The sequence below is a fragment of the Sphingobacterium sp. NPDC055346 genome, from assembly GCF_053645235.1.
Genome location: NZ_JBSHMI010000001.1, coordinates 531,735 through 557,113, shown reverse-complemented (window position 1 = coordinate 557,113; position 25,379 = coordinate 531,735). Strand labels below are relative to the sequence as shown.

25 protein-coding genes and 3 tRNA genes are annotated in these 25,379 nt (G+C 40.2%); 3 read left to right on the top strand and 25 right to left on the bottom strand.

From position 1 onward, the window contains the following. Positions 1-18 precede the first annotated feature (18 nt). The 7 genes from ACWICE_RS02355 to ACWICE_RS02325 all read right to left on the bottom strand — a co-directional run bounded on the left by ACWICE_RS02355 (position 19) and on the right by ACWICE_RS02325 (position 3,293). Positions 19-95 (bottom strand) — tRNA-Asp (locus ACWICE_RS02355). 54 nt (positions 96-149) lie between these two features. Next, positions 150-223: transfer RNA gene (locus ACWICE_RS02350), tRNA-Asp, on the bottom strand. Positions 224-281: 58 nt separating this feature from the next. Next, positions 282-355, bottom strand: a tRNA-Asp gene (locus tag ACWICE_RS02345). A 73-nt stretch (positions 356-428) separates the two neighbouring features. After that, positions 429-1,502: a peptide chain release factor 1 gene (gene prfA, locus ACWICE_RS02340; RefSeq protein ID WP_093100683.1), complete on the bottom strand. Its 1,074-nt coding sequence runs from the start codon at positions 1,500-1,502 to the stop codon at positions 429-431. Between the two features lie 91 nt (positions 1,503-1,593). Next, on the bottom strand, positions 1,594-1,923 hold the full coding sequence (locus tag ACWICE_RS02335; protein ID WP_185211371.1) for a DMT family transporter: 330 nt from the start codon (positions 1,921-1,923) through the stop codon (positions 1,594-1,596). Between the two features lie 69 nt (positions 1,924-1,992). Beyond that, on the bottom strand, positions 1,993-2,556 hold the full coding sequence (locus ACWICE_RS02330) for a Crp/Fnr family transcriptional regulator (protein ID WP_185215858.1): 564 nt from the start codon (positions 2,554-2,556) through the stop codon (positions 1,993-1,995). Continuing rightward, complete coding sequence (locus tag ACWICE_RS02325; protein WP_454297549.1) at positions 2,538-3,293, bottom strand: UDP-2,3-diacylglucosamine diphosphatase; 756 nt, start codon at positions 3,291-3,293, stop codon at positions 2,538-2,540. Before ACWICE_RS02325 ends, ACWICE_RS02330 begins: the two co-directional genes overlap by 19 nt. 273 nt (positions 3,294-3,566) lie before the next feature. Between ACWICE_RS02325 and ACWICE_RS02320 the strand changes: the two genes are divergently transcribed. Further along, entirely contained in the window at positions 3,567-5,714 is a 2,148-nt protein-coding gene (locus ACWICE_RS02320; protein WP_454297548.1) for a prolyl oligopeptidase family serine peptidase, read from the top strand. Positions 5,715-5,767: 53 nt separating this feature from the next. On the opposite strand, the gene ACWICE_RS02315 is transcribed toward ACWICE_RS02320, so the two are convergent. The 18 genes from ACWICE_RS02315 to ACWICE_RS02230 form a co-directional block, all read right to left on the bottom strand. Continuing rightward, positions 5,768-6,409, bottom strand: coding sequence for a hypothetical protein (locus ACWICE_RS02315; protein WP_454297547.1), 642 nt, complete (start codon positions 6,407-6,409; stop codon positions 5,768-5,770). A 212-nt stretch (positions 6,410-6,621) separates the two neighbouring features. Further along, a complete protein-coding gene (locus tag ACWICE_RS02310; RefSeq protein WP_454297546.1) occupies positions 6,622-7,857 on the bottom strand; it encodes a thioredoxin fold domain-containing protein in 1,236 nt (411 codons plus the stop codon). A gap of 101 nt (positions 7,858-7,958) precedes the next feature. After that, positions 7,959-9,140 (bottom strand): C1 family peptidase, encoded by a 1,182-nt coding sequence (locus ACWICE_RS02305; RefSeq protein ID WP_185211366.1) that lies wholly within the window; start codon positions 9,138-9,140, stop codon positions 7,959-7,961. A gap of 164 nt (positions 9,141-9,304) precedes the next feature. Continuing rightward, positions 9,305-10,339, bottom strand: a complete 1,035-nt coding sequence (locus ACWICE_RS02300) for a TerC family protein (RefSeq protein ID WP_308214526.1) — start codon at positions 10,337-10,339, stop codon at positions 9,305-9,307. A 24-nt stretch (positions 10,340-10,363) separates the two neighbouring features. Beyond that, positions 10,364-11,338: a polyprenyl synthetase family protein gene (locus ACWICE_RS02295; protein WP_454297545.1), complete on the bottom strand. Its 975-nt coding sequence runs from the start codon at positions 11,336-11,338 to the stop codon at positions 10,364-10,366. Between the two features lie 53 nt (positions 11,339-11,391). After that, complete coding sequence (locus tag ACWICE_RS02290) at positions 11,392-11,958, bottom strand: DUF3109 family protein (RefSeq protein WP_185211363.1); 567 nt, start codon at positions 11,956-11,958, stop codon at positions 11,392-11,394. A gap of 3 nt (positions 11,959-11,961) precedes the next feature. Further along, positions 11,962-12,753, bottom strand: coding sequence for a DUF3108 domain-containing protein (locus ACWICE_RS02285; RefSeq protein ID WP_185211362.1), 792 nt, complete (start codon positions 12,751-12,753; stop codon positions 11,962-11,964). A 30-nt stretch (positions 12,754-12,783) separates the two neighbouring features. Continuing rightward, on the bottom strand, positions 12,784-13,299 hold the full coding sequence (locus ACWICE_RS02280; protein ID WP_185211361.1) for a DUF2480 family protein: 516 nt from the start codon (positions 13,297-13,299) through the stop codon (positions 12,784-12,786). A gap of 65 nt (positions 13,300-13,364) precedes the next feature. Beyond that, on the bottom strand, positions 13,365-15,464 hold the full coding sequence (locus tag ACWICE_RS02275; protein ID WP_185211360.1) for a peptidylprolyl isomerase: 2,100 nt from the start codon (positions 15,462-15,464) through the stop codon (positions 13,365-13,367). 148 nt (positions 15,465-15,612) lie between these two features. Further along, entirely contained in the window at positions 15,613-16,197 is a 585-nt protein-coding gene (lptC, locus tag ACWICE_RS02270) for an LPS export ABC transporter periplasmic protein LptC (RefSeq protein ID WP_236736560.1), read from the bottom strand. Between the two features lie 18 nt (positions 16,198-16,215). Beyond that, complete coding sequence (locus ACWICE_RS02265) at positions 16,216-17,415, bottom strand: hypothetical protein (RefSeq protein WP_185211358.1); 1,200 nt, start codon at positions 17,413-17,415, stop codon at positions 16,216-16,218. A 320-nt stretch (positions 17,416-17,735) separates the two neighbouring features. After that, positions 17,736-18,719, bottom strand: coding sequence for a DUF6427 family protein (locus ACWICE_RS02260; RefSeq protein ID WP_185211357.1), 984 nt, complete (start codon positions 18,717-18,719; stop codon positions 17,736-17,738). A gap of 14 nt (positions 18,720-18,733) precedes the next feature. Further along, positions 18,734-18,937, bottom strand: a complete 204-nt coding sequence (locus tag ACWICE_RS02255; RefSeq protein ID WP_254526570.1) for a CcmD family protein — start codon at positions 18,935-18,937, stop codon at positions 18,734-18,736. A gap of 1 nt (position 18,938) precedes the next feature. After that, positions 18,939-19,601 carry a cytochrome c biogenesis protein gene (gene ccsA, locus ACWICE_RS02250; RefSeq protein ID WP_185211355.1) on the bottom strand — a complete coding sequence of 221 codons (663 nt, stop codon included), beginning with the start codon at positions 19,599-19,601 and terminating at the stop codon, positions 18,939-18,941. An 11-nt stretch (positions 19,602-19,612) separates the two neighbouring features. Then, positions 19,613-20,272, bottom strand: a complete 660-nt coding sequence (locus ACWICE_RS02245; protein ID WP_454297544.1) for a heme exporter protein CcmB — start codon at positions 20,270-20,272, stop codon at positions 19,613-19,615. Between the two features lie 53 nt (positions 20,273-20,325). Beyond that, the gene (locus ACWICE_RS02240) at positions 20,326-20,703 is read right to left on the bottom strand and encodes a YtxH domain-containing protein (protein ID WP_185211353.1); all 378 of its coding nucleotides are present in this window, start codon (positions 20,701-20,703) and stop codon (positions 20,326-20,328) included. A 96-nt stretch (positions 20,704-20,799) separates the two neighbouring features. Continuing rightward, complete coding sequence (locus tag ACWICE_RS02235; RefSeq protein WP_454297543.1) at positions 20,800-22,635, bottom strand: ABC transporter ATP-binding protein; 1,836 nt, start codon at positions 22,633-22,635, stop codon at positions 20,800-20,802. A gap of 58 nt (positions 22,636-22,693) precedes the next feature. Beyond that, on the bottom strand, positions 22,694-23,245 hold the full coding sequence (locus ACWICE_RS02230; protein ID WP_454297542.1) for a hypothetical protein: 552 nt from the start codon (positions 23,243-23,245) through the stop codon (positions 22,694-22,696). Between the two features lie 391 nt (positions 23,246-23,636). On the opposite strand from ACWICE_RS02230, the gene ACWICE_RS02225 reads away from it, so the two are divergent. Both ACWICE_RS02225 and ACWICE_RS02220 read left to right on the top strand, forming a co-directional pair. Next, positions 23,637-24,755, top strand: coding sequence for an LVIVD repeat-containing protein (locus ACWICE_RS02225; RefSeq protein ID WP_454297541.1), 1,119 nt, complete (start codon positions 23,637-23,639; stop codon positions 24,753-24,755). A 6-nt stretch (positions 24,756-24,761) separates the two neighbouring features. After that, positions 24,762-25,376 (top strand): hypothetical protein, encoded by a 615-nt coding sequence (locus ACWICE_RS02220; protein WP_313261021.1) that lies wholly within the window; start codon positions 24,762-24,764, stop codon positions 25,374-25,376. Positions 25,377-25,379 lie beyond the last annotated feature (3 nt).

The window sequence follows — 25,379 nt, the reverse complement described above, 5'->3', positions numbered from 1 at the left end:
GATACCTTTTGATTTTTTTGGCGGTCTGGACGGGACTCGAACCCGCGACCCCATGCGTGACAGGCATGTATTCTAACCAGCTGAACTACCAGACCAAAAAAATAAACTTAAAAAGAACAAATGAAAGACTAGCTTCATTTTAATTTTAGCGGTCTGGACGGGACTCGAACCCGCGACCCCATGCGTGACAGGCATGTATTCTAACCAGCTGAACTACCAGACCTAAAATCTCTTAAAATTAAAAAAAGAACTCTTTGAAGCTTCGCTTCTCTTTTTGTTAGCGGTCTGGACGGGACTCGAACCCGCGACCCCATGCGTGACAGGCATGTATTCTAACCAGCTGAACTACCAGACCTTTTTCCTTCTTTTCAGAAGGTGTGCAAATATAGTGTTTATTTCTATATCTGCTAATAAATTTTTGAAAAATCTTACTCTACGGCGCCTTCTTTCATCTTTTCTGCATTCTCAGCAAACTGCAATGCATCTATAATGTCTTGAATATCACCGTCCATAATTGCCGGCAGGTTGTACATCGTCAATCCGATGCGGTGTTCCGTTACACGGCCTTGTGGATAGTTGTATGTACGGATCTTTGCCGAACGGTCACCAGTGGATACCATGGTTTTACGTTTTGCCGCTATATCCCCGTGTTTCTTCTGTACTTCTAGTTCATAAAGCTTGTTACGTAGCATCTCCATGGCTAATTCACGGTTTGCTAACTGCGAACGCTCTACCTGACAAACAACTACGATACCCGATGGTTTGTGTGTCAACTGAACTTTGGTCTCTACCTTGTTCACGTTCTGTCCACCAGCACCTCCTGATCTTGATGTCTGCATTTCGATATCGCCTGGATTCAATTCCACGTCGACCTCTTCTGCCTCTGGTAATACGGCTACCGAAGCTGCGGAAGTATGCACACGACCCTGAGTTTCTGTGTCTGGAACACGTTGAACACGGTGAACACCTGATTCATATTTCAATTGTCCGTAGACATCCTCGCCGATTACTTTTAAGATAACCTCTTTGTAACCACCGGAAGTTCCTTCCGTCACATCCATTACTTCGTTTCTCCAACCTTTGGTTTCAAAGAAACGAGTGTACATACGGTAAAGGTCTCCTGCAAACAGTGCAGCCTCATCACCGCCAGTACCGCCACGGATCTCGATGATGGCGTTTTTAGCATCCTCTGGATCCTTAGGGATCAACATTAAGCGGATTTCCTCTTCTTTTTCCTCTTTCTCCGTATATAAGATATCCAGTTCCTCTTTGGCCATCTCTCTCAATTCCTGATCTTTCTCGTTGGCTAGGATATCTTTGTTGGTGTCGATATTGCTGACCATATTTTTGTAAATATGGTATTGCTCAACAATTTTGCCCAAGTCTTTGTATTCCTTGTTCAACTTTGCAAAGCGCTTCATGTCGCTGATGGTATCGGGATTGCTTAACTCTCTTTCAACTTCTTCCCAGCGCTCTTTTATGGCTTGTAGTTTCTCTAACATAAATTACATCTTGCTTTACCGCAGGGCGTTTGAAGACCATACACGGTAATTAATCGACAAAAATAAAGATTTTTATGCGCTTTTAAAGATACTAATGCGAAGAAACTGCTTTTAGCCCAACAATTGACCCGATTAAAGTGATAATAAAGAAGATGCGCCAGAAATCTGTAGGTTCTTTAAAGAAGAAAATACCCATTAAAACGGTACCTACAGCACCGATTCCGGACCATACCGCATAGGCAGTTCCTAAAGGAAGGGTACTGGTTGCTTTGATCAATAAACCCATACTGATAGTTACACTGATTAGAAAGCCTAGGTACCAAAGGTACATTTCAGTTCCAGTGGCATCTTTGGCGCGGCCAATACAATAGGTGAAGGCGACTTCAAATAAACCACCAATTATTAATATTATCCAATTCATTGCTGTATTTTTTTAATGGCGCAAAGGTCTATTTTAATTTAGCCATTTCTTTTTACAATTGTTAAATTTTTATCTTTTTATACCGCGTATACGGCTCAATGTAACTTGGGAGATGCCTAGATAGGAAGCAATATAGCCTAATTTGATCCGGTTAGTGATGTTTGGAGCCTTTTTTAAGAGTTCCTCGTAACTCTCATACGAAGACCTGAAAAGGCGGAGCATCAACCTTTCTTCAATTTTTAAGGCTTCAAGTTCGGCTAAGCGGCGGCCCCAATTGCTAATGGAGGTATGGTTTTGGTAAAGATCCTGTAGCTTTTGAATGGAGAGACGGTATAATTGGGATTTTTCTAATGTTTGTATGGTCTCATAGCCGGGTTGCTGATGGATATAGCTATTCAAGGACATCAGGACTTCACCGGGAAAGGTAAAACCAAGGATGATTTCCTTTTCTATTTTATGATAATAGATCCTACAGATCCCTTCTTTCTGGAAATAGAGATAGGGGCTGGTTTTATCAGCATAGATTACGGTGCTGTTCTTGGGGACTTCAATCAGTTCACAGATGCCTTCCAATAAGGAAAACTGTTCATCATTCATCGGGTAGATCGAGTTTGCTATTTCTCTGAATTCCATTTTTCAAGTTTAATTTCTTGCCCGTCCCAAACAGCATAAGTATGGTAGTTGATCCATTCGCCTAGGTTAATGATTCGGCTGCTGTTTTTCAATTGAATATCATAGGGTAGATGACGATGTCCAAAAATGAATAAGTCATAATGCTGTTTCTCGAGGATTTCCTTGGCATAAACAATCAGCCACTCATTCTCTTCTCCAAGGAACCTTTCTTCGGCATTATTGGATATGCGGCTATGTTTGGACCAGCGCTGTGCAATCCCGATCCCGAGATTAGGGTGTAGCCGGGCAAACAACCATTGGCAGAGTGAGCTGCGGAATATTTTCTTGAGAAATTTGTATTTCGAATCACCAGGGCCCAATCCGTCGCCGTGGTGGATATAAACGGATTTTCCATTGAGGTTGATGACTTTCTCATTGGATATGATTTCCGCTTTCAGTTCATCTTTCAGGTATCCGAACATCCACATATCGTGGTTGCCCTTAAATAGCGTGATTTTGATCCCCAGATCAGCTAATTCAGCCAATTTCCCCAAAAATCGGATATAGCCTTTTGGTACAACCGTGCTGTATTCAAACCAAAAGTCAAAGATGTCCCCAACTAAATAGAGCTCTGCAGCGTCGGTCTTGATGTAGTCCAGCCATGAAATAATATGCTGTTCCCTAACCTTGGATTGATCCATCGGATAGGAACCTAAGTGGAAATCTGATGCAAAATATATTTTATTGCCTGAGCTCATTCAGGTCAAAACTAGCATAATAATTACGGATTATCAAGACAGGGTAATATTTGGTTTAATGGAATTAAAACCAATATAATGAAGGGAATGGTAGGAAGGGAGAGAAATGAAAAAAGTTTGAACAACAAGTACCGTGATTTCCTTGCTGTCCAAACTGATATTATTAACTGTTTAATCAATGAAAATCTAGTCACGCTAGGTATGCAAATTTCATTTGGATTTGACTTGCAAATTATTTCATTAGTTTTGTGCTGAACTAATTGTACGATCAATATGATGAAATATTTAAGTATTGGCATCCTTGCTGTTGGATTGACAGCTTGCCAACAAGAAAAAGTAATTGAATCAAAAGCAGACATTAGCGTGAAACCCTACCCCAAAACCCAAAAAATAGAACAAAAAGACATTTTCTTTGGAACTGAAGTCGAAGACCCATACCGTTGGTTGGAAGATGATCTTTCCCAGGAAACCAAAAACTGGGTGAAAGAAGAAAATGAGGTAACGGAAGACTACTTAAGCCAAATCCCTTTCCGTGAACAGATCAGAAAACGTCTAGAACACCTTTGGGACTATGAAAAGGTATCCGCACCTTTCAGATCCGGTGACTATATCTATTTTTTCAAGAATGATGGGTTGCAAAATCAAAGTGTGTTATATCGCAAAAAAGGTGATGAAGGTAAGGAAGAGGTCTTTTTGGATCCTAATAAACTTTCATCAGATGGCACAACCTCATTAGCGGGACTGTCCTTTAGTAAAGATGGGTCTTTGGTTTCTTATCAGATCTCTGAAGGAGGTTCCGATTGGACCAAGGTCATTATCCTTAATGCGGAAGACAAATCCATTGTAGGAGATACCCTGATGAATGTAAAGTTCAGTGGAATGGCCTGGAAAGGTAATGAAGGAATCTACTATAGCTCTTATGACAAACCAAAAGAAGGCTCTGCATTATCTGCCATGACAGACCAACACAAGTTGTTCTTCCACAAATTAAACACGCCTCAAAACACAGATGAGCTTGTCTTTGGCGGACCGAAAACACCGAGAAGGTATATTGGCGCTGGCCTGACGGAAGATGAACGCTTCTTGGTCGTTACGGCTGCCAACTCAACTTCAGGAAACGAACTCTATATCAAAGACCTTTCAAAACCTGAGTCTCAGTTTGTCACCGTAGTAAACAATATGGAGAAAAACCACTATGTCCTGGACAATGATGGCGATCGTCTGTTGATCTATACGGAATTAAATGCACCGAATGGCCGCATTGTGCAAACAGATATCGCTACTCCAACCCCAGAGGCTTGGAAAGACCTGATTGCTGAAACGGATCAAGTCTTGAGTCCATCAATTGGTGGGGGTAAAATATTTGCCAGCTACCTTAAAGATGCAACGACCCAGGTGAAGCAATACGATAGAGCCGGTAAGTTTGAACATGATATTGAATTGCCAGGAGTAGGTTCTGCAGGTGGATTTAGTGCAAAGAAGGAAGAAAACGATCTTTATTATTCTTTCACGAACTATGTTAATCCAGGTACGATCTATAAATACGAAATTGCATCGGGAAAATCAGAGATTTACAAAAAACCTGAGGTCCAATTTGACCCAACCAAATACGAATCCAAGCAGGTGTTTTACACGTCCAAAGATGGAACCAAAGTCCCAATGATCATCACCTATAAAAAAGGAATTAAATTGGATGGAACTAATCCGACCATGTTATATGGTTATGGGGGCTTTAATATCTCCTTGACACCTTCCTTCAGTGTGAGCAATGTCATCCTACTGGAACAAGGTGGCGTCTATGCAGTCGCTAACCTTCGTGGTGGTGGCGAATATGGTGAGAATTGGCACCTAGCAGGGACGAAGCTCAAAAAACAGAATGTTTTTGATGATTTTATTGCTGCAGCAGAATACTTGATCAGCGAAAAATACACCTCTTCGGAGAAACTAGCGATCTCTGGAGGATCCAATGGAGGTCTATTGGTTGGTGCATGTATGACCCAAAGACCAGAGCTTTACAAGGTAGCATTTCCAGCGGTAGGCGTTTTGGATATGTTGCGTTATCATAAATTTACTGCCGGTGCAGGTTGGGCATTCGATTATGGAACAGCTGATGATAATGCTGAAATGTTCAATTACCTGTTGAAATATTCTCCATATCACGCTTTAAAGGCAGGTACCGACTACCCAGCGACGATGGTTACCACAGCCGATCATGATGACCGTGTTGTTCCAGCACATTCCTTCAAGTTTGCAGCTAGACTGCAAGAATACAACAAAGGATCCAATCCAGTATTAATCAGGATTGATACAAAAGCTGGCCATGGAGCAGGTAAGTCAACTGCCATGGTCATTGCTGAACAGACCGATAAATGGTCCTTTATGTTCCAGAACATGAAGCAGGGCTATAAGGAAGTTAAATAAATGAAAGAGGCTCGGAATTGTTTCCGAGCCTCTTTTTATTAGGTGTTGATACCTTATTTTTTAATCAATTTATAATAGTACTTCACGTTGGCATAGGCAAGCGTATCCGAAGTTTCGGTCATATCATCCTTACTCGGGAAATGATAGGGATTTCCCCAAAAGAAATCCTTGTCAGAAACGAGTCCTTCACTCCGATTATCTAGATAGAAAGAAGATTCTTTTCGTTTTTTAATCAAGCGACTATAATTGCTCTCATAAATGATTTCTTCCTTGGTACTTGGATAAGTTCCGTAGTATTGCCAAAAATCAGCATAAATATTCCATCGGAATAAGGAGTCCTTTTCACCGACCTTGAATCCAAAGACATTACTCTCATATTCATTGGGAAATTCAGTCAATGTATCTCTTCGTACCATCAATGAATCATATTTGAAATAGGAAAGCTTGTTCTCTTTCCCAAAAGAGGTCGTAAAATAAGTGTTAGGATCGAAACCTTCGGATTTATCTACAGCCCCTTCCTTTGACCCAACATACAATTTGGCATTGACGAGTTCAAATCGATCAAACTTATAAATCATGGGTTTGTTTGGATCCTCCTTGACATCTGGATCAATGGGATCCTTGGTACAGGAATAGCTAAATAATAACGGGAGAATAAATAGCAGGGAATTCTTAAAGTTAAGTGTAAATTTCATAGCATCTTGGTAATAATAGGATATGCAACAAATTTAGAAAGATTATTTATCAAAGGGAAATATTAGCCATTTGAATTTCGCTGGAATTCCCAAAAAATGCGTATATCAAAAAAAGAAGCTATCTGTTTTAGATAGCTTCTTTTTCTAAATTAAAATATCTTCCGACTCATAATGAGTTGGATAGGGGGATATGCTCTGTGTTCTTACCAGAATTATTTCACCCAAGTAGGTTCACCTTTTTTCATTTTCTCCAAGGTTGCTTGGTATTCAGCCTTACTGCCTTCATCCACTGCAGCAATAGCTTTCTCCTGCCATTCGATAGCTTCTTTTGTTTTTCCTACTTTGTGCAATAGGTTGGCGTAAGTATCCATTAATGCTGGATCATTTGCTTCTTCAAGGGATTTCTTGCTCCATGCTAAAGCCGATTCAACACAGGAAGGATCATCACAGTTCTCAAATATGGCCCAAGCAAACGAATTCAATTGTGATGCATTTACTTTAGAAGGGTCAAGGTTGATATAGGCTTGAACAGCATCCCTGAATGCTGGCCAATTTTGCTTTCTGGCATAGTAGTTAGGTTTGAAGCTGGCAATAGAATTCGTTAAAGAAATCGTTGGATACTTCTTGCTCACTTCCTCTACCGTTTTATCAAAGATATCAGTTTCAGACTTCATTACCACTGGAGCTATCTCTGAATTGATAATGGATACCGAAAGGATTTGGTCTGTTTTTCCAGCGCCTAATTTAGCATCAACTTTCTCTTTGTTTTCCAGAAGGGTATTGAATGCTTTAGATCCTGGTTTACCCACGTTTTTGCTGATCAATTTCAGAACATCGTCTTCCATTAATTCCTCTGCTGTAGAGTTGTTGATGACACTTTCAACAGCTTTGGCGGTCAATTCTCGGTCATAGGCCTTTACCGCTGCTGTAGCCATTGATTTAGCGGTAGCTTTATCATTGGGTTTGTCATTGAATTTCTTAACCAATGTTTCGTATTGCGTGTTTGGATCTAGACCTTCTTTTGCAGCTGCAATGAATTGGTCTGCCTCACCACCACCAACAATGCGGTGTACCAATTCGCCATCCGGACTGAAGATCAGGAAGGTTGGGTATGCCGCAACTTTATAATCTTTTGCAAAGCGTTTCGCTTCTTCGCGCCATGATTTAACATCCTCATTATCCGCTGGCGTTTCATCCATTTGGATTTTCAGGTTCACAAAATTCTCATTAAAGAAGGAACCTACCTTTTCTTGAGGAAAGATATTGGCAGCCATCCATTTACATGGTCCACACCATGTCGTAAAGGCATCAACAAATATATGCTTGTTCTCTGCTTTGGCTTTTTCTTTCACTTTGGCCCAAGTCGTGTTGTGCTCAAAGGAAATTCCTTTCTCTTGGCCGATTGCCAAAAAAGGAAGAGTGAATAACAATAATATTAACTTTTTCATAATCAGTGTTTATTACATATTGTGGAATTGTAAAAACTAAGTTAATTATTTAAATGAAAAAGTCCCGATTTTTATCGGGACTTTTGATATTTTATTTAAGATTAAATACCTAATTGTTTCTGCATGTTTTTATCCAATGCTTTCTTATGAACCAATAAAGAAATTGTTTTGTAGCGAACAAATTCTTTAGTTGCGTAAAGGTATCCTTGGTAATCATTGGAAACTCCCCATGAGTTTTTCACGATATAGTATTCTTTTCCGTTTTGATCCTTCACTTTACCTACGATATGCATACCGTGGTCATCAGTCGTTTCGTAGTTGTCAAAAGCCTCTTGTCTTTGGTCTGCTGTGATAGCTGGTTCCGCTTTAGGACCATTGAACAATTGATCTACTTCCTCTTTGCTCATTTTCTCGATCGGTTTCTCCGGTACGAAAGCAACCCCGTTCTTCCAGCTGAATGTTTTCTCAGAAACATCCGTAGCCCAAGCTACAGTGAATCCTTTTTCTAAGGCTTTGTCGATGATATCTGTTAGATCATTGATCTTCACATTATAAAAACTCTCAAACGACCAGTTGTCTGGAATCAAAAGGACAAACGGTTTATAGTAGGCATGTTCCTCAAATGAAGAGATCCCTACGTAGTCGTCAGGATTGATGCCGATTACTTGGTCAGCAAATGTTCTTGGCGTATATGTTTTTCCTTTGTACTGGAATGATTCTGGAACTTCCCCTAAGTAAGAGTCCATGGCACCGGTAAATGCGCTCATCCAGTTTTTTGAAGGTTTCTTGCTTTTTGCAACTGTCTCCGTGATGGATTGCAAGATTGGACTCATCTCACTGAAGTTGTTTCTGGATTGTCCCTCTGGCAGTCCTGTATATACATCATAAGGTACAGCACCGTATTTTCTGAAGATCGTCAATACATCATGCAATTGTCCACCATCACCTTGCGCTTGCTCACCATGTAAACGAACGAAGTTCTTCGCTTTTTCAACATATGTATTGCGTGCTGTATACAATTGGGAGATTTCAACGGGGTCTTTACCCATACGGATCATTTCTGACTCTAGGAATGAGTTTCCTGAGTATGACCAACAGGTCCCTGATGATCCCTGATCTTTAATAGAAGTCCTTCCTAAGTTGATGACTTCTGTGAACTTAAACCCTTCCTTGCTATTGTCGCTTGCATTTCCTTTTAGGGCATTTATTAGATTGTCTTGAGCTTGTACTTGTGTAGCAGCAAAGAACGCGGCTGCAATTAGAATAGATTTACTCCAATTCATATGATTTGTGTGTTTTTTTTAATTGTGCACGAATTTATTAATTATAAACCGCGAACAAGGGTAGATTTTGTAAAAATATTAGCACAAATATTTCAATAGGATTAAGATTAGCCTTCTATAAAAAGAAACGGGCTGGTGATATCACCAGCCCGTTTCTAAATTCTTTATGCTTTATCAAAATCCTGCTTCTTCGGAAAGGCTAAGGATGCAATGATACTTAGTGCTAGTATTCCTATAATGACGATCAGGGAATGCGAAGTCGTAAAGCCCCATTCTTTCAGGTAACTGTGCAACAACATTTTCAGACCGATGAAGATCAATAGGAATGCTAATCCGACTTTCAAATAATGGAACTTGTGGATAATGTTTACCAATAAGAAGAACATTGACCTTAATCCCAGGATCGCAAAGATATTGGAGAAGAATACAATATAAGGGTCTTTCGTTACCGAGAAGATCGCAGGGATCGAGTCAACTGCAAAGATCAAATCGGTAAACTCGATCACCAAAAGGACCAAGAACAAAGGTGTCATGTATTTTTCGCCATTTTCAATATGGAAGAACCTTCCTTGGTCTAACTTATGGGTTACTTTAAAGTGTTTTGAAGCAAATTTTACCACAGGGTGGTTCTCCGGATCAACCTCTTCCTCTTTGTTTCGGTTGATGTACATATTAAATCCAGTATAAACCAGAAATGCACCGAATACATAAAGGATCCATCCAAATTTGGTGATCAAGGCTGCACCTACGAAAATAAAGATACAACGCATGATAATCGCCCCTAGGATACCCCATACCAATACTTTATGATAGTATTTCTCAGGAATACCAAATGAACTGAACAAAAGAACCATAACAAAGATATTGTCAACGGAAAGGGCATATTCAACCACATAACCGGTCAGGTATTCCAGGGTCAGGTTCTTGTTGTAGATATGGATACTGCCCGCTAGGTCGTTTTCATTAATGGTAATGTTGTGGAAATGGTTTGCGACGACTTCCTTGAGTCGAGCCATGTCATGAACATTGTGGAGTTCATTCCCCCAATAATACAGGAGCAAGCCAAACAAGAGGGCAAAGGTTACCCAGATGGCACTCATGATTGCTGCAACTTTTAACGATACTGGTTTGTCACTTTTGGAAAATAGACCTAAATCTATCGCTAGCATCAGAATTATAAATATTATAAATCCGATCATAAAAAGTGCTTCGTGGCTCATATTCTATTTTTTTCTTTCTGTAGTGTAACGTACTAATTGTTCTAATCCTAATTTATATTCTCCGCCGTTCGGGATGGTATCTAAGATATCAAAAGCTTCCTGCTGATATTTCAGCATTTGCTCCGTAGCATAGTCCAATCCGCCGTTGATCTTGACGAAATTGATGACTTCAGCCACTTTTTGCGCATCTTCATTATGATGCTTCACTAAGTTGATGATCTTCCTTTTCTGCGCCTTATCAACGACAGAAAGGGCATGGATCAAAGGCAAGGTCATTTTCTTTTCCTTGATGTCGTTACCAACCGGCTTTCCGACATCATCCAAACCAAAATCAAACAGATCATCCTTGATTTGGAAAGCTATTCCAACCTTTTCGCCGAACAAGTGTAGCTTTTCAATGGTTTCTGGATTGGCTCCAGCTGATGAAGCACCGATGGCACAACAGGAAGCAATCAAAGAAGCCGTCTTTTTACGGATAATATCATAATAGATTCCCTCTTCAATATCCAGATGCCTTGCTTTCTCAATCTGCAGTAATTCTCCCTCGCTCATTTGCTCCACAGCTTCCGAGGCCAGGCGCAACAGGTCATGTTCCTTATGCTTTACCGATAACAATAAACCCTTGGAAAGCAAAAAATCGCCAACCAATACAGCAACCTTGTTCTTCCATAGGGCATTGATCGAGAAAAATCCACGTCTCTCATTGGAATTGTCCACTACATCATCATGAACCAAGGAAGCAGTATGAAGTAATTCTACCAACGAGGCACCATGATAGGTGGATTCGGTAATACCTCCGGTCAATCCAGCTGAAAAGAAAACAAACATAGGTCGCATCTGTTTTCCCTTTTGCTTAATAATATAACGTGTAATACGGTCTAACAGCGGGGCGGAACTCTGCATAGATGCCTTGAAGGTCTTTTCAAAGCGTTTGAGATGTTCTTTTATAGGAAGTTGTATTTCGTCTAATGTTAACATGTAGTGGGTATAAAACCTTCAGGTCAAACTGAATCGCAATAAAAATACTAAAATTATGCTTTAGAAGCTAAGGTATTTTCAAGCTGTTGGTACCATTCTTCACCGTATTCACGAATCAAAGGGTCTTTCAGGAACTTATAAACTGGGATTTTAAGTTCTTGCCCAAAACTGCAGGCATCTTTACAGATATACCAACGGTCATAATGCAAAACATCAAACTCAGGGTAGTGCGTAGCACGGATAGGATAGAGGTGGCAGGAAATCGGTTTCTTCCATTGCACATCTCCCATTTCATAGGCTTTTTCAATACCGCATTTCGTAATCCCGTTTTCCCAGGTTACATAGGCACATTCCTTATTGCCGCCCACACAGGTCGTCGTCAGGTCGCCATCGGCATCAACCACTGAGGTTCCCTGCTCCTCAATGGCTTTTATCCCCGCCTCAGTGAGGTAGGGTTTTACTTTTGGATAAATCTCCGCTAATATCTTGGTCTCAGCCTCCGTCAATGGTGCTCCTGCATCGCCTTCAATGCAACAAACTCCCTTACACTTGCTGAGATTACACACAAAGTCATTGTTGATGATATCCTCATGAACAAGGACATTTCCTACTTCTATCATTTTCTATTTTGAATAACTTACCCTCTTGCCCAATGGATACTTTAGACCATCTGCACTCACTAAATCCATAGTCACTGATCCAATCAAGATTTCCACTTGAGCCTTCACAGGTATACGATTGCCATCATTGGTAACCCAAAGATACAAACGACTGCTCTTTTTAAAGATTCTTCCTGGAGATATTTCTGGACTAAGCTTGATACATTCAAGTTCTCCCAATACCGACTTTACCTTTTCAACCCCAATATACTCAACACCAAGCTGTGCAACCTCATCGTTCAAAAAGTAAGTGATCTTAAATTTATCGCCAGACTTTAAGCCTGAAAAATCTAGGTTCCTGGAAAAATAATATGCAGATACCAAATCAAAAGTCTGCTGGGTCGGACTGGTGAAAGTACCTTTTTTACCCTTTACCTTCTTGGTCTTATGATCAAATGTCGCATATTCTACCCTACGATAGTTGTTCTCCCTGATATTCTCGGTATAGAGAATAGGAAGGAAGTTGGACTGATCTATATAGGAATCATACTGGTTCTTGACCGTGTAAAATTTGGAAAATGCTCCAGAGGTCTGCCCAAAGGCCGACAAATGGATAGCATCGTTGATCCCAAAACTATATTTTGACTCCTGAACTGAAAGTGTTCCAGTTGCTGCCGAAATAAAACCATATCTAAGCTTATATTTTAATATTTCGCCGGGCTTGAAAGTAGGTTCTTTTAAATAGGGTAGCGTTTGTCCAATGACCGTGGTCATCAAAAAAACACTGAATACAATTAATGAAATAAATCTTTTCATACGGGTTTGACAGCAATTATATTGGAAAGTTTAAGATTTTCGCTTGAATACAGGGACAGTGGAACAAGGTTCTCCGTACATGACGCTTTTGGCAACCTTGCTTAATTGTGTTGTAAATGTAACAAAGGCTGATTCAGGTACCGGAATATCTCCACAACCTTTTACTACGATGCGTTGGTCCTGGTACTGGCTATAGTCCAGGGTAGAAAGGGCATGGTCAAATAAGATCTTGCGCACATAGTCCTCATCCCCAAAATGGATCGATAAGGCTTGATCAGCTAATTTGGTAGATAGGAGCATATAGGCCCAGGTAGGCACAATCGCATCTGCAGAACAGATTATCCCGATATGTTTGTCCTTGTATTGGGTCCAGTCATGGGTTTTAATGAATTCCCTGAAGTCTTTTTCCTTAAGGATCAGACCATGGAATAAATTATCCTTGATATCATAAATTTCAATAGCGGCTTTTGGAGCATGCTCTGCCAAATCAATCGTTATCAACCCGCTCTGAGCGACCTTGTTTATTATGTTTTCTTGAATGTCCATTTCTATAAAAATAAAAAAAGCTGGATAACATTCGTCATCCAGCTACAAATTTAATCAATTCTATGTTAATAGAATTTAATACGATTGTCAACAATCTTCGCATTGTCCTGTAGGGCTTTCAAGATAGTTCCCCATGAGCGTTGCGATTTTGCTTCTGTGATCTGCTTTTGTTGTGTAGTCAATTCCTCGCCAGCTAATGCCTTAGGATTTACAAAACCTGCCACTTGAACAGCATAGATGCCTTGTTTTCCTTCGATAGACTTAGATGGTTTGTTTGGCTGAAGACCAAATACTGTACCTACGACAGCATTCTCAACAGCTACGCCCGGAATTACTGGGTTCGCTAAAACAACATTGTCTACTGTCTGAACATTCTTGCCTAATTTCTGAGCCACCTGATCGATGTTCCCAGCTCCGGACAATGCATTGTTCATTTTCTCCTTTAACATGCGTGCTTTAACTAAATTCTTAACAACTGGCTCAATTAATGTCTTAACTGATTCCAATGGCTGGATTCCCTTTGGTTGAATGTTGGTTACCCGTGCAACGATAAAGTTATCCGTAGTTTCATAAACCTTGTCGCTAACCTCTCCGTTTTTAGCCTCAAAAGCCCAACGGATTAGCTCTCTAGGTACTTCAACTCCACCTAACATATTGTCCATAGCAACAGTACGGTCGTTTTTCAAGATCTCAACGTTTTGTTGTTTCGCGATATCATTGAAATTATCTTTGTTTGCTGCTGTGTAGAATTGGTTCGCTTTAGAATATGCAGCATCTGTAGTTTCTTTTCCTGAATTGATGCTCTTGTCTACGATAGCAAGTTTCGCAATTTGAGAATTACCGATCTGTCTGTTGATTTTGACGATATGAACACCATAATTGGTCGATACCACTTTCACATCACCAGTTTTACCTTCGAATAAGGTTTCATCAAGCTCAGGGAATGCACCGCGAGTCAATGTGCCGATTTCGCCAGCATTGTTTTTGCTGTTAGGGTCTGCGCTGAACTCAACCGCTAGTGCTGAGAAGCTCGCTCCACCTTGAACCAAGTTCTTGATCGAATCTGCTTTAGCCATGGCCTTATCAACACCACCTTCTGTAGCTGGATTGATCAAGATATGACTTGCATTAACTGAATCTGGACTGTTCTTTACTGCGATTACTTTCGCAATTTCGTAAACATTCTGTGTCAAGAAAGGACCAACAACCGTTCCAGCAGCTGTTTGGAAAGCTACTGAATCCAATGCCGGACTCAATTGACCTTTTGTATAATATCTTACAGGGTATTTATTTTCTGAATTGATCGTTACGAAGCTTGAATCATTTGTTGAAGCCTGTAATTCTGTTTTCAATTTTTGAATCTCACCTAATACTAATGCTGAGTCAGCAGAATTTGGTTTCGCATCAAACAAAACATACTCTAACGTGCGGATCTCTTCTGGATTTTTGAACGCATTTTTGTTTTTATCGTAATATTCCTTGTAATCTGCATCTGTCAATTTGATCTCTGAATCTTTTACCGATGCATAGTCTAACATGACATATTTGAAGTTTGCAAGTTTATTACGTGAATTGTAATCATATTCAGCTTCTAAAGAAGTGGTGTAGATGCTGTTGTTGATCAAGTTCGTGTATTTCTGGTTCAAACGTTCGTTTCTCACATTCTGCAATAAACCTTCCCATTGTGCATTCATCTCCGGGTTAGTTTTCGCTTGTTCAATAACTGCAGAAAGATAGTTTTTGTCAAACTGACCAGTCTGTGGGTTGGTGAAAGCTTGAATGATCTGTGGTGAAGGATTGTTACCGAACAATAAGCTGTTCAATTCTTCCTTACCTACCTGAAGACCGATTTTATCAATTTCTTGATTTAATAAATTCTGTGTTAAAAACTGGTTCCATACTTGCTGTACGGCAAATCCGCGCATCTGTGGCGAGGAAGCTCCTCCCATTTGTTGTTGATACATTTGGCTTGCTTGGTCAACTTGTACATTGAAGTTTTGATAATCTATCCCTTCTCCATTGATACTACCCACTTCATTTTGGCTTCTCTGCCAAAATGGGGTACCAACATTGATGGCATCACCCAATAAAAATGCAACAATTGCCAAACCGATCACGAAAATGACTAAGCCCGCACGGTTTCGCAAAGAGGTCATTAATCCCATAACGATATTCTATAATTTTATGCTAATATTTTAATTAATTTGTTTTTCTTAAAAACAAGGCGCAAGATACAACTTTTATAAAAAAATAAGGTAAAAATTTATATTTAGCCTATTTCAATTTTCTTTTCGCCAATTCCTTCTATTTCTGTTAGTTCCCAAACGAAGGAAGCTGGGAGTCTGCTGATGGAATATGAATGGCAGTACCGTTCATAAATCGAATGTCATTGAAATCTGCATCCGCCGTGAAGGATGTCCCCTGTGCAGAGGTCCGGCCATCATTGTATTCCGCAGTAATGGGTTGACTACCATAGTATTTCTTGTTCTTCTCGTCGTAAATCAATTCTTCCGTCTTGATTATCGTCCCATCCACCTTGGTGATCACTACATTTTTCCGGAATTCTGTCAGTCCTTCAATCCTTTTCTGCAAAGCGTATTCGGAGGTTACTCGTTGCATCTCTTTGGCTTGGTCGTCGAAGAAAATAATCAGAACACCTTTCTTGAACTCATAATTTCCGGTACTGTCATGATAAACACGCATCTCAGGAGCCTTTAATTCAGCTTTTACCTTCGCCGAATCACTATATACCACCGTTACATCCTTGGAAATATCCACAGCCTCTTCCTGCTTGATATTTGCCAAGCGATCGATGTCCTTGGTGTCATTTTCACAGGCAATTGACAAGATTGCCCCTAGCAAAACAATTGTTAGGGGCAATATTCTTGATATTTTCATTTCTGCAATGCGCATTTGTTAATCGTAACTTCTTCTGATAAACCAAGCATCATTAATGGTGAACCCTAAGTTGATATTGATATATCGCTCACGGACCAAATTGCTCTTGATCGTTCCTTGTTGGCCAAACTCGGCCGAAATGTTCACATTGGAGAAAGTCCTTCCAAAACCGGTCTCCGGTAATGGTAATCCTAATCCCACCGTAACCGCCATATCATTGATACGTTGCTGGTTCACGGTCATGTGTGTTTTGTTATATCTGAAACCTAAACGGTAATCGATTACTTTTAGATAGTTCAAAGATGTAGGATCCGGTTTGATCTGTCCACCGACAGCAAAACCAATGTTCTTTCCTAAGGCATCTTCTCCCTGACGAACTTGGTACTTCGACCAATCTGCATATTTGAAATCAGCACCTACTGTCCAGTTCACACCTTTGCTGAACGTAAAACCTACATTATGTCTTAAAGGTAAGTTGATTTTGCGATTGGATAATACATCTGAATAGGATGTGTCAATTGGAACCTGTTCCGTTATGTTTCCTGTTCCGGTCATCGTACGGGTTACGATCGTAGAAACCTTACTCTTCACAGAATTATCCAGGGATCCGGAATATCCAATGGTTAAGTTCTTTCTGTTTCCCAATGGGATGAAATATTGCGCACCATAATCATATACAATACCTGTAACCCTTCTGGTGTCTGTTTTCGAAGTATTGTAGTAGTCGTAGTTGGAAGGAAACTCAATGATTGATTTGTCATATAAGTTACCAAATAGGAATCCAATATTACCACCAATGCTGAAGTTTTTGAATGGAGACACCCCATAACCAACATAAGCCTTGTTAAGGCCTCCCTCTCCAACCAATTTGGTCAAATAAGGAGTATTGCTGATATCTCTTTTTGCGGAGATGCTATAACCCACATCTGAATAAGGCATCAATCCGAACGAAATACCACCTAATTTTGGTCCATTGTTCTTGTTCAATGAGAAGCCGAAGGCAAAATGACTGAATGCAAAGTCTGCAGTATGGTCAGTCAAGCTGTTCTTCTGCAATTGAGTGACGTTGCCATATAGACCGGCATCCAAAATGGTCCGGTTGAATCCTGAATAGGATGCAGGGTTTGAAATATTTAAAACCGGTAAACCGCCCTGAAATCTTACTCCAGCAGAAATCCCACCCATTCCTCGGGTCTGAGGAAGTAGATCTTCGCGCATTTGTCCCAATCCAAATTGGGAATATGGCGAATGTGAGGTAGAGGATTGCCCATAGGAGCGTGTACTCGAGAGTAAAATTGAACTTATTCCTAATAAAATAAGTAAGGACGTATTAGAGTAAAATAGTTTCAACTGTTCTGACATTTTTAAGTGGATTTATCGCTGCATTATTCTTGCAAAATATCTTCTGTTCAAATCAATGCGCCTAAATCTTTTATGATGGCTGTATTATCCGAATTTTTGCTACAAAACTATCTATTTTTTAAATATCACAAGCTTTTTGTTTGTTAAAAAAGGTTAAACACCTATTGGACAGTAGTTTAGAAAAATTGAAAATAGATAATTGTGGATAATATGACTAGATATAGCGTTTCGTAAAACCATTTCACCTTGGCATGCGTGAAAAAATAGGCCAGGTAAATGGATAGAGGGGGTACACAAAGCAAAAAGTGATTGATCGATCTTTCCTGGTTCAAATAAAAGGAACCAAAGATCAATAACAACATGATAAACAATAACTGGAAGCTTTTTCTGATCTGTACAACACTCTTGAAAAAGTTGTCCTTCAGGATAAATAAAAACCCTCCCAACGAAATGACAATAGGGATCAGGACAAAATAATCATGCATATCCATGTTCAGTTTCGTCGGAAATGCATAGGTAAAGGGAAGGAATATCTGATAGAACTCATCCATTCTTTCCAACCAGAAGTAAGCTACCGCCAATAGGAAATAAACCGTTATCACCCCTAATAATGGTGTGATCCATTCCCGCCAGTAAAAAGGGCGGAATATGACTAAGCTTGACCAAATCAACAACAGCATCACGATGAACGGGAAATAGATTAAACTTCCCAATGCCACCAAAAGACCAAGATCAAACATGATCCCTTTAATATCCACGTGCTTGTAGATATTGAACAGCTTTTGGAGCATCCAAATGGTAATGAAATTACAGATTAGGGTAGGCGATAGAACCAAGAATGGGATGAATAGACTTACCAGGGTCATGAACATCAATGACGTCAGGAAGCTAGGTTTTCCCAATAGGTTGAAATGGTTTACTACCCGATTTAAGGAAAATGCCTGTAGCAAGGTCAGGATCAAGGTGATCAATACATTGCCGGAAGGTGAAAAGTTGGATCCTAAACGGATTCCAGCTAAGCGGTCCAATCCCGGTTCAAATAAAACTGGAGTCAGTTTCTCAGGCAGATGGTAGAACACACCTAGGCATAATACGGTACCAACAAGAATAACGAGAAATACGTTCAGACCCGAAAGTGTTCGATGTTGGTTGATCAGCATAGAATGGTATTCCCTTATTTATCTTTTTCTAGTTTTTTGACTCTTTTGTCTATGCTAAATAAGTAAATGGCAACTGATAAAAAGATTACCAGCATCACTGCCACAACCACATAGATTTTTCCTTCAGCACGAAGACCATCAGCCATCTGAACCTTTTCTTGGGCATTCGACGAAAAACTGATCATTAATGCCAGTAGGGACAATAGGAAATTTCTCATATTAAAAACTATTTCTTTTATCTTCAATTATACGAACGCGATAACGTAGGGTCGCTATCCAACAACCAATCAAAATCCAACCAATTACCGCTGTATAAAATACGGGACGCATGTAATTGTCCATATCCAAATCCCCGAAAGTAGAGTTGCCCCCGCTTCCCGGATGCAGTGAATCATTCATCTTTGGTAGGATATAGATCAATACGATCATGATCGGAAATGCAAAAATATTGTAGATCGCAGAGATCTTAGCACGTTTCTGTTCTTCTTCCATGGCATTGCGAAGTACCAAGTAGGCTAAGTACATCAAAGTGGCAATGGCTGCTCCATTCAACTGTGGGTCATTCGTCCAGGGTGCTCCCCAAGTAATATTTGCCCACAACATTCCTGTCATCAATCCACAGGCACAGAATAAAATACCGGTATTTACGGCCTCAACAGCCATGAAATCGTATTCACGCTTGCCCGTGTTCAGATACTTAATGCTATAGATCAGGGATATCAAATAAAGAATCATCATCGTAAACCACATTGGAACGTGGAAATATACATTACGAATGGTTTCATTTAAAATAGATAATACGGGAACGGGGCCAAGGAGTCCTGCAATTATGGTACTAGCGACCATGACAACCCCTAAAATTTTCCACCAACTTTTTTTCATAAGAACAAAAATCAATCTCGCCAAAGGTAAGGAAATAACAGCAAAGAAATAGCAATTGTAACGACATTAATTGCCAATAAAACAGCAATATCAGCCCAACTGCTCGATAAAAAGCCGCCCATTAATGCCGATCGAGAAAGTTTGATCAATATGATCAGTAAGGGAATGATAACCGGGAAACTCAATATCGCCATGATCGTGCTGTTATTGCCTGCTTTTGCACTGATCCCCGCAATCATCGTAAATACGGTGGCAAAGGATATGCTCCCTAATAAGATGCTTAGTAGATAGACTGGGAGATTCCCAATCTCTGTTTTAAAGATCAGGTTATATACGATGAATGCAATGGCGGTCATCAGTATCATGACCAGGGAATTGTAAATGATCTTGGCGAGGATAATCGCCTTCGGGCCAACGATCGAATAATAATAGAGATGGCGACTGCCCGTTTCCTGGATGAAACTGCGGCTCATCGCATTGATCGCCGCAAATAAGAGAATTATCCAGAACAAGGTGTTCCAAACAATAGTATCCACAGATTTGAATGATTGATAACATACAAATACTGTGGATACCACATAAAGTAGGATGCTGTTAATGGCATATTTCGACCGCCATTCTAATACAACATCTTTATATATTAATGTTTTTACTTGTTCGAACAGATTCATGTAGCACAAAGATACAAATCAATCTGTTGAGCATTGTATGATTGCGCTAGAAATTAAGCGTTTTTAATTTCTGATTTTGCTTTATCAGCTGCATCTTCAGCTCTGTTTGCTAAATTATGGGCAGCATCAGATGCCTTTCCAGCCCATTCGTTTGCTTTTGAGGAAGCTTTGTCCAAAGCATCACGGCCAGCATTCTTAGCACGGTCTTTTAAGTTCTCTAAATCTTCCTTAGCAGTTTTAGCTAATTTTTGAGCTCTCTTCGCTTCTTTTTTAGAAAGATCCTTGATCGATTTTGTTAAGCTCTTGATACCATCATTAGCACGATCTAATTGTTTCTTTCCATCTTCAGTTCCTAATAAGTAATATGCTGCAGTTCCTACTGCTAATCCTAGTAAGGCAAATGCCACTAATCCATTTCTATTTTTTTCCATGATTCTATTTTTTTATCCTATTTAGTCTAATATGTTCTGTTAATGATAAACAAGGTATAAGCCAAAATGTTTTTTGCTTCCCTAAATTAACAAAAATTAACTTTCAACTACGTGAAGGGACTGTAATGTATAGAGATGATGGTATAATCCGCTGCCTTTTTCCATTAATTCCTGGTGGGTTCCCATATCTGAAATGATGCCATCTTCGACAACAATAATCTTGTCAGCGTCTCGAATAGTGGACAGTCGGTGTGCTATAATTATGGATGTCCTGTTCTTCATCAGTTCTACCAATGCTTGCTGGACCATCCTTTCTGATTCTGAATCTAGGGAAGAGGTAGCCTCATCTAAGATTAAGATGGCTGGATCCTTCAATAGGGCACGGGCAATGGCAATTCTTTGTCTTTGCCCTCCGGATAATTTTACGCCGCGTTCACCTACAACGGTATCATAGCCCTCAGGGAAGTCCATGATAAATTGGTGCGCGTTTGCTCGTTTTGCAGCGGTAATGATATCCTCCGCTTCAGCATTCAGGTTTCCGTAGCTGATGTTCTCACGGATGGTACCTCCAAACAAGAGTACATCCTGTGGGACAATGGCAACTTGGTTCCTGATATCGGTCAGGGCCAGCTGATCTGCTGGAATACCATCATATTTTAAGGTACCACTGCTAGGCTGATAAAATTGTAGGATCAAGGATGCAATGGTCGATTTTCCAGTTCCACTAGGGCCGACAATTGCCAGTTTTTTACCCGCAGCAACATGGAATGAGAGATCTTTTAATATGGTCAGGTCCGGTCGGGTTGGATAGGCAAAGGTCACGTGATCAAATTGGATGTCACCATGCAACTCCACCTTGATCTCTTTATCTTCTTCGCTGACCTGTATATCTTCCTTAGGCTCGTTCAAGATTTCCAACACACGTTCACTTGCCCCTAAAGAGCGTTGTAAGGTGGCATAAAGTTCTGGGAAACTACCCATTGAACCAGCAACAAACATGGAATATAATATATACGTCGTTAAATCTCCTACCGAAATTTCATGGATGGAAACTAAGGATGCACCGTACCAGATAACGATAATGACTGCCCCGAAGATGGCAAATATTATAAATGAAGCAAAAATACCGCGGTAAGTTGCGCCTTTTACAGCTAATGCCACCGATTGGTTCAGCTTTTCTGCATAACGCTTTGATTCAAAGAACTCGTTTACAAAAGCCTTGACATTGCTGATGCCCAATAATGTTTCTTGTACAACAGAATTGGATTCTGCGAGTTTATCTTGTGCTTCCCTAGAAAGGTTCCGGATGAATCTCCCGAAAATAATCGCCACGATAATGATCAAGGGTAGGATACATAGGTTCATCAATGCCAACTTTGGCGAAACCCATATCAATAGAGCTACCCCAAAACATAGACTGATGGTCTGCCTGAGCATTTCTGCCAAGGTCGTGGTCATGGTGTCCTGGATCTGGGAAAGGTCGGATGATAGGCGACTGTTCAGTTCACCAACCCTGCGATTAGCAAAAAAATCAATCGGTAAGGTAATCAATCGATGGTAGGTGTCCTTGCGGATATTGGCTAATGCTTTTTCGGCAATCTCCACAAACAAGCGGATCCGAAAAAAAGAAATTACGGATTGAAAGGATAAGATGATCAATGACAATCCACCAATGTACATCACGCTAGCCGGTAGCCACTCGTATTTCACACTTCCCTGTGCGGCATCTATCATTGCTCCCAATAGCGCCGGAAACGTCAGCATGGTTAAGCTGGAAAGGATTAAAAAAACCATTCCAATCACAAATTTCCACTTAAAAGGCTTGATGTAGGAAAATATCCGTAGTGCTTTCTGGAAAATTTCTTTGTTCAGCTTCGGTTTGGGTAAATCCCCCGAATGGGTGTCTCCACTGTTCAATCTCGGTCTGGCCATGTACTAATTTCTTTCTCTTTTTGAGCAAAAGTACCAATATAAATAGGTCTTCTTATCACTATTCCGTCAATTTTTTGGGTTTATGCCTATTGTACTGATAAATCAGAAGGATTATTAAAGCTATGATGACGATAACCGCCAAATAAATCAGCACCCCGTTGCCCGTATCCGTACTTTCCATGGATTTCAGCTCTTCCCGTAGTTTGTCATTTTCATTCTGCAGTTTTGTGATGGTTTTCATGTATGCAGAAACCTGCATGTCATATTCACTGGCCAACCGTTGATAACGTTCACTTTGCGCATCCTTTAAATCTAATAATTTTCGGGTTTCCAAAAAGATGTTATTGTCGTTCAATACCACCTGTCTCAGGATATCGATGGATTTCTGCATGTCCTTCTTGGTCTTGAACAGTCCGAAAACCCCAGTTTTCTTCTCCAATGACTGGTCATATTCCCCAAATCGACGACTCCTATCGTTCAATAATTGATTCACTCGTTCCCGTTGTGCCTCAAATGTTATGGAGTCTGCCTTGACTGCCGTACTATCTTGAGCGTGCAACAATTGAACAAAAAAGAGGGCAATCAGTAGCAGGAAGTTGTGTTTTTTCATGTTTGTATGGATGATCCTTGCTTTATTTTTTTTAATCATGGCTTCGTTAACAGCAATTTTACTGCCTTTTTTTGTTTTGATGCTGTTTCTAGGTCTATATGTTGCCGACACTCAATAAAATCTCATTATTGTGAAAAAACATTAACCTGCTGTCGCACTTTGAGTTCTGTTATCGTATATCATAAATATAATCCAATTGTATAAACTTATGAAATCCACAACACTAACTGTTAAAAGATGCTTTTTGCTGATTTTGCCAGTCCTGCTATTTTCTCTTTTTTGGGGCTGTGACAAAATTGACTCCGAGGGGACCTATATTGCCAAGATTCCCATCTATAAAACTTTGCGAGAAATCAGGGCAAGCAATATTAGTATCACTCAACCCCAACCAATGACTTCAACAGGAAAAATTTATCTGTATAAGGATTATCTATTGGTCAATGAACCGAATAAAGGTATTCATATTTATGATAATAGCAATCCTGCAACTCCCAAAGCCCTGGGTTTTCTGCCGATCCTTGGGAATTTTGATCTTGGGGTACAAAATAACTTGCTCTATGTCGATAATATTGTCGATCTGTTGACCTTTGATATCTCTGATATCAGCAAGCCCGTCTTGGTTAATCGACAAAAGGATGTGTTTGCTGTCAAATATATAGTGGACAACAAACCGGTTAATGTTTTAAGGGATGATGACCCTGTGCCCGTGGCTTACCGGGACTCGTTGGTGAGTTTCGCTGATCATCGCGAATATAAACCTGATGGCCAACGCTATTTGGACTATGAAAGTATAGGTAATAATTATTCCGGTTCAAATGGGAGTGGCACCAGTGGAAACACGGTTGGACAAGCAGGTTCTTTGGCTAGGTTTGCCATTGCCGAAAACTTCCTATTTGCCATTTTTCAGGATAAAGTGAAAAACTTCGACCTTCAAAATGCCCGCGCACCAAAATTGATCAATGAAGTGAGCCTTGGTTTTGGAATCGAAACCTTGTTTCCCTACAAGAAATCTCTGTTTGTCGGTGCAAATAATGGTATGCATATCCTAGATATCACTAATCCGACCAGCCCTAAGGAGCTTGCTAATTATTCCCATGCCTTTGCCTGTGACCCTGTCGTTGTCAACGATGATTTTGCTTTTGTGACTTTACGAACCGGTACGATATGTAATGGAAACGTCAATGCCTTGCAAGTTGTCAATATCCGTGACCTGAGTGCACCGCAACTGGTGAAGAGCTATAACCTGAAAAGCCCTCATGGATTGGCCCTGACCGGTGAGCATCTCTATGTATGTGAAGGTGAGTCCGGTTTGAAAAGCTTCAAGGTTACCGATGTCACGGCCATTGATAAGAACATCATGCAGAACTTGGAAAACCTGAAAAGCTTTGATGTCATTGCAGGACCAAAATCCTTGATAGTCTTGGGGCCTGAGGGTATCTGCCAATATGATTATACTAACAAAGCCAATTTGAAACAATTGAGCTGTATTTCCATTAACCTGAAAAAATAATTCTTTATGAAGCAGTGTTTCAAATTGTTTTTGGTCCTCATTTTAGGACTGATCAGTATCCAAGTATTAAGAGCCCAAGAGAAAAAATACATGAACCATACCGAATTTGGGGTCATGGCCTATGATATGACATTCCATGAAGCCGGCATTACCGCCCAAACCTTTAATGGATACCTATTGAATCCTGATTTAGCTATCGGAGGGACTGCAGGTTTCGAAAAATATGCTGTTGATGCCATCCATACTTTTTCCTCTGTCCCGATTTCCTTGGGAGCACGATACACCTTTTTGGATCCCGGTAAGGCAAGGTTAATTTCTGGATTAGATGCTGGTTACGGCTTTATTTGGGAAAATGAACCTCGTCAAAAGGGCGATATCTCAGGTGGAATACGGATAGCCCCAGAATTGGGCGTCAAATTGAAACTGTCCGAAGGGACTGGTTTTATATCATTCACTTTAGGCTACCAGTACCAAGCTATAAAAGCTAAATATACCCAGCAAAAGCCTCCTATTTTTGAACCCTATGTGAATTACATCCAAGCTTATCCAATTGATGAGTATGCAGAAACCAAGAAAATGGATGCCCACAGGTTCTCCTTAAAGGTAGGATTTGGATTCTAAAAC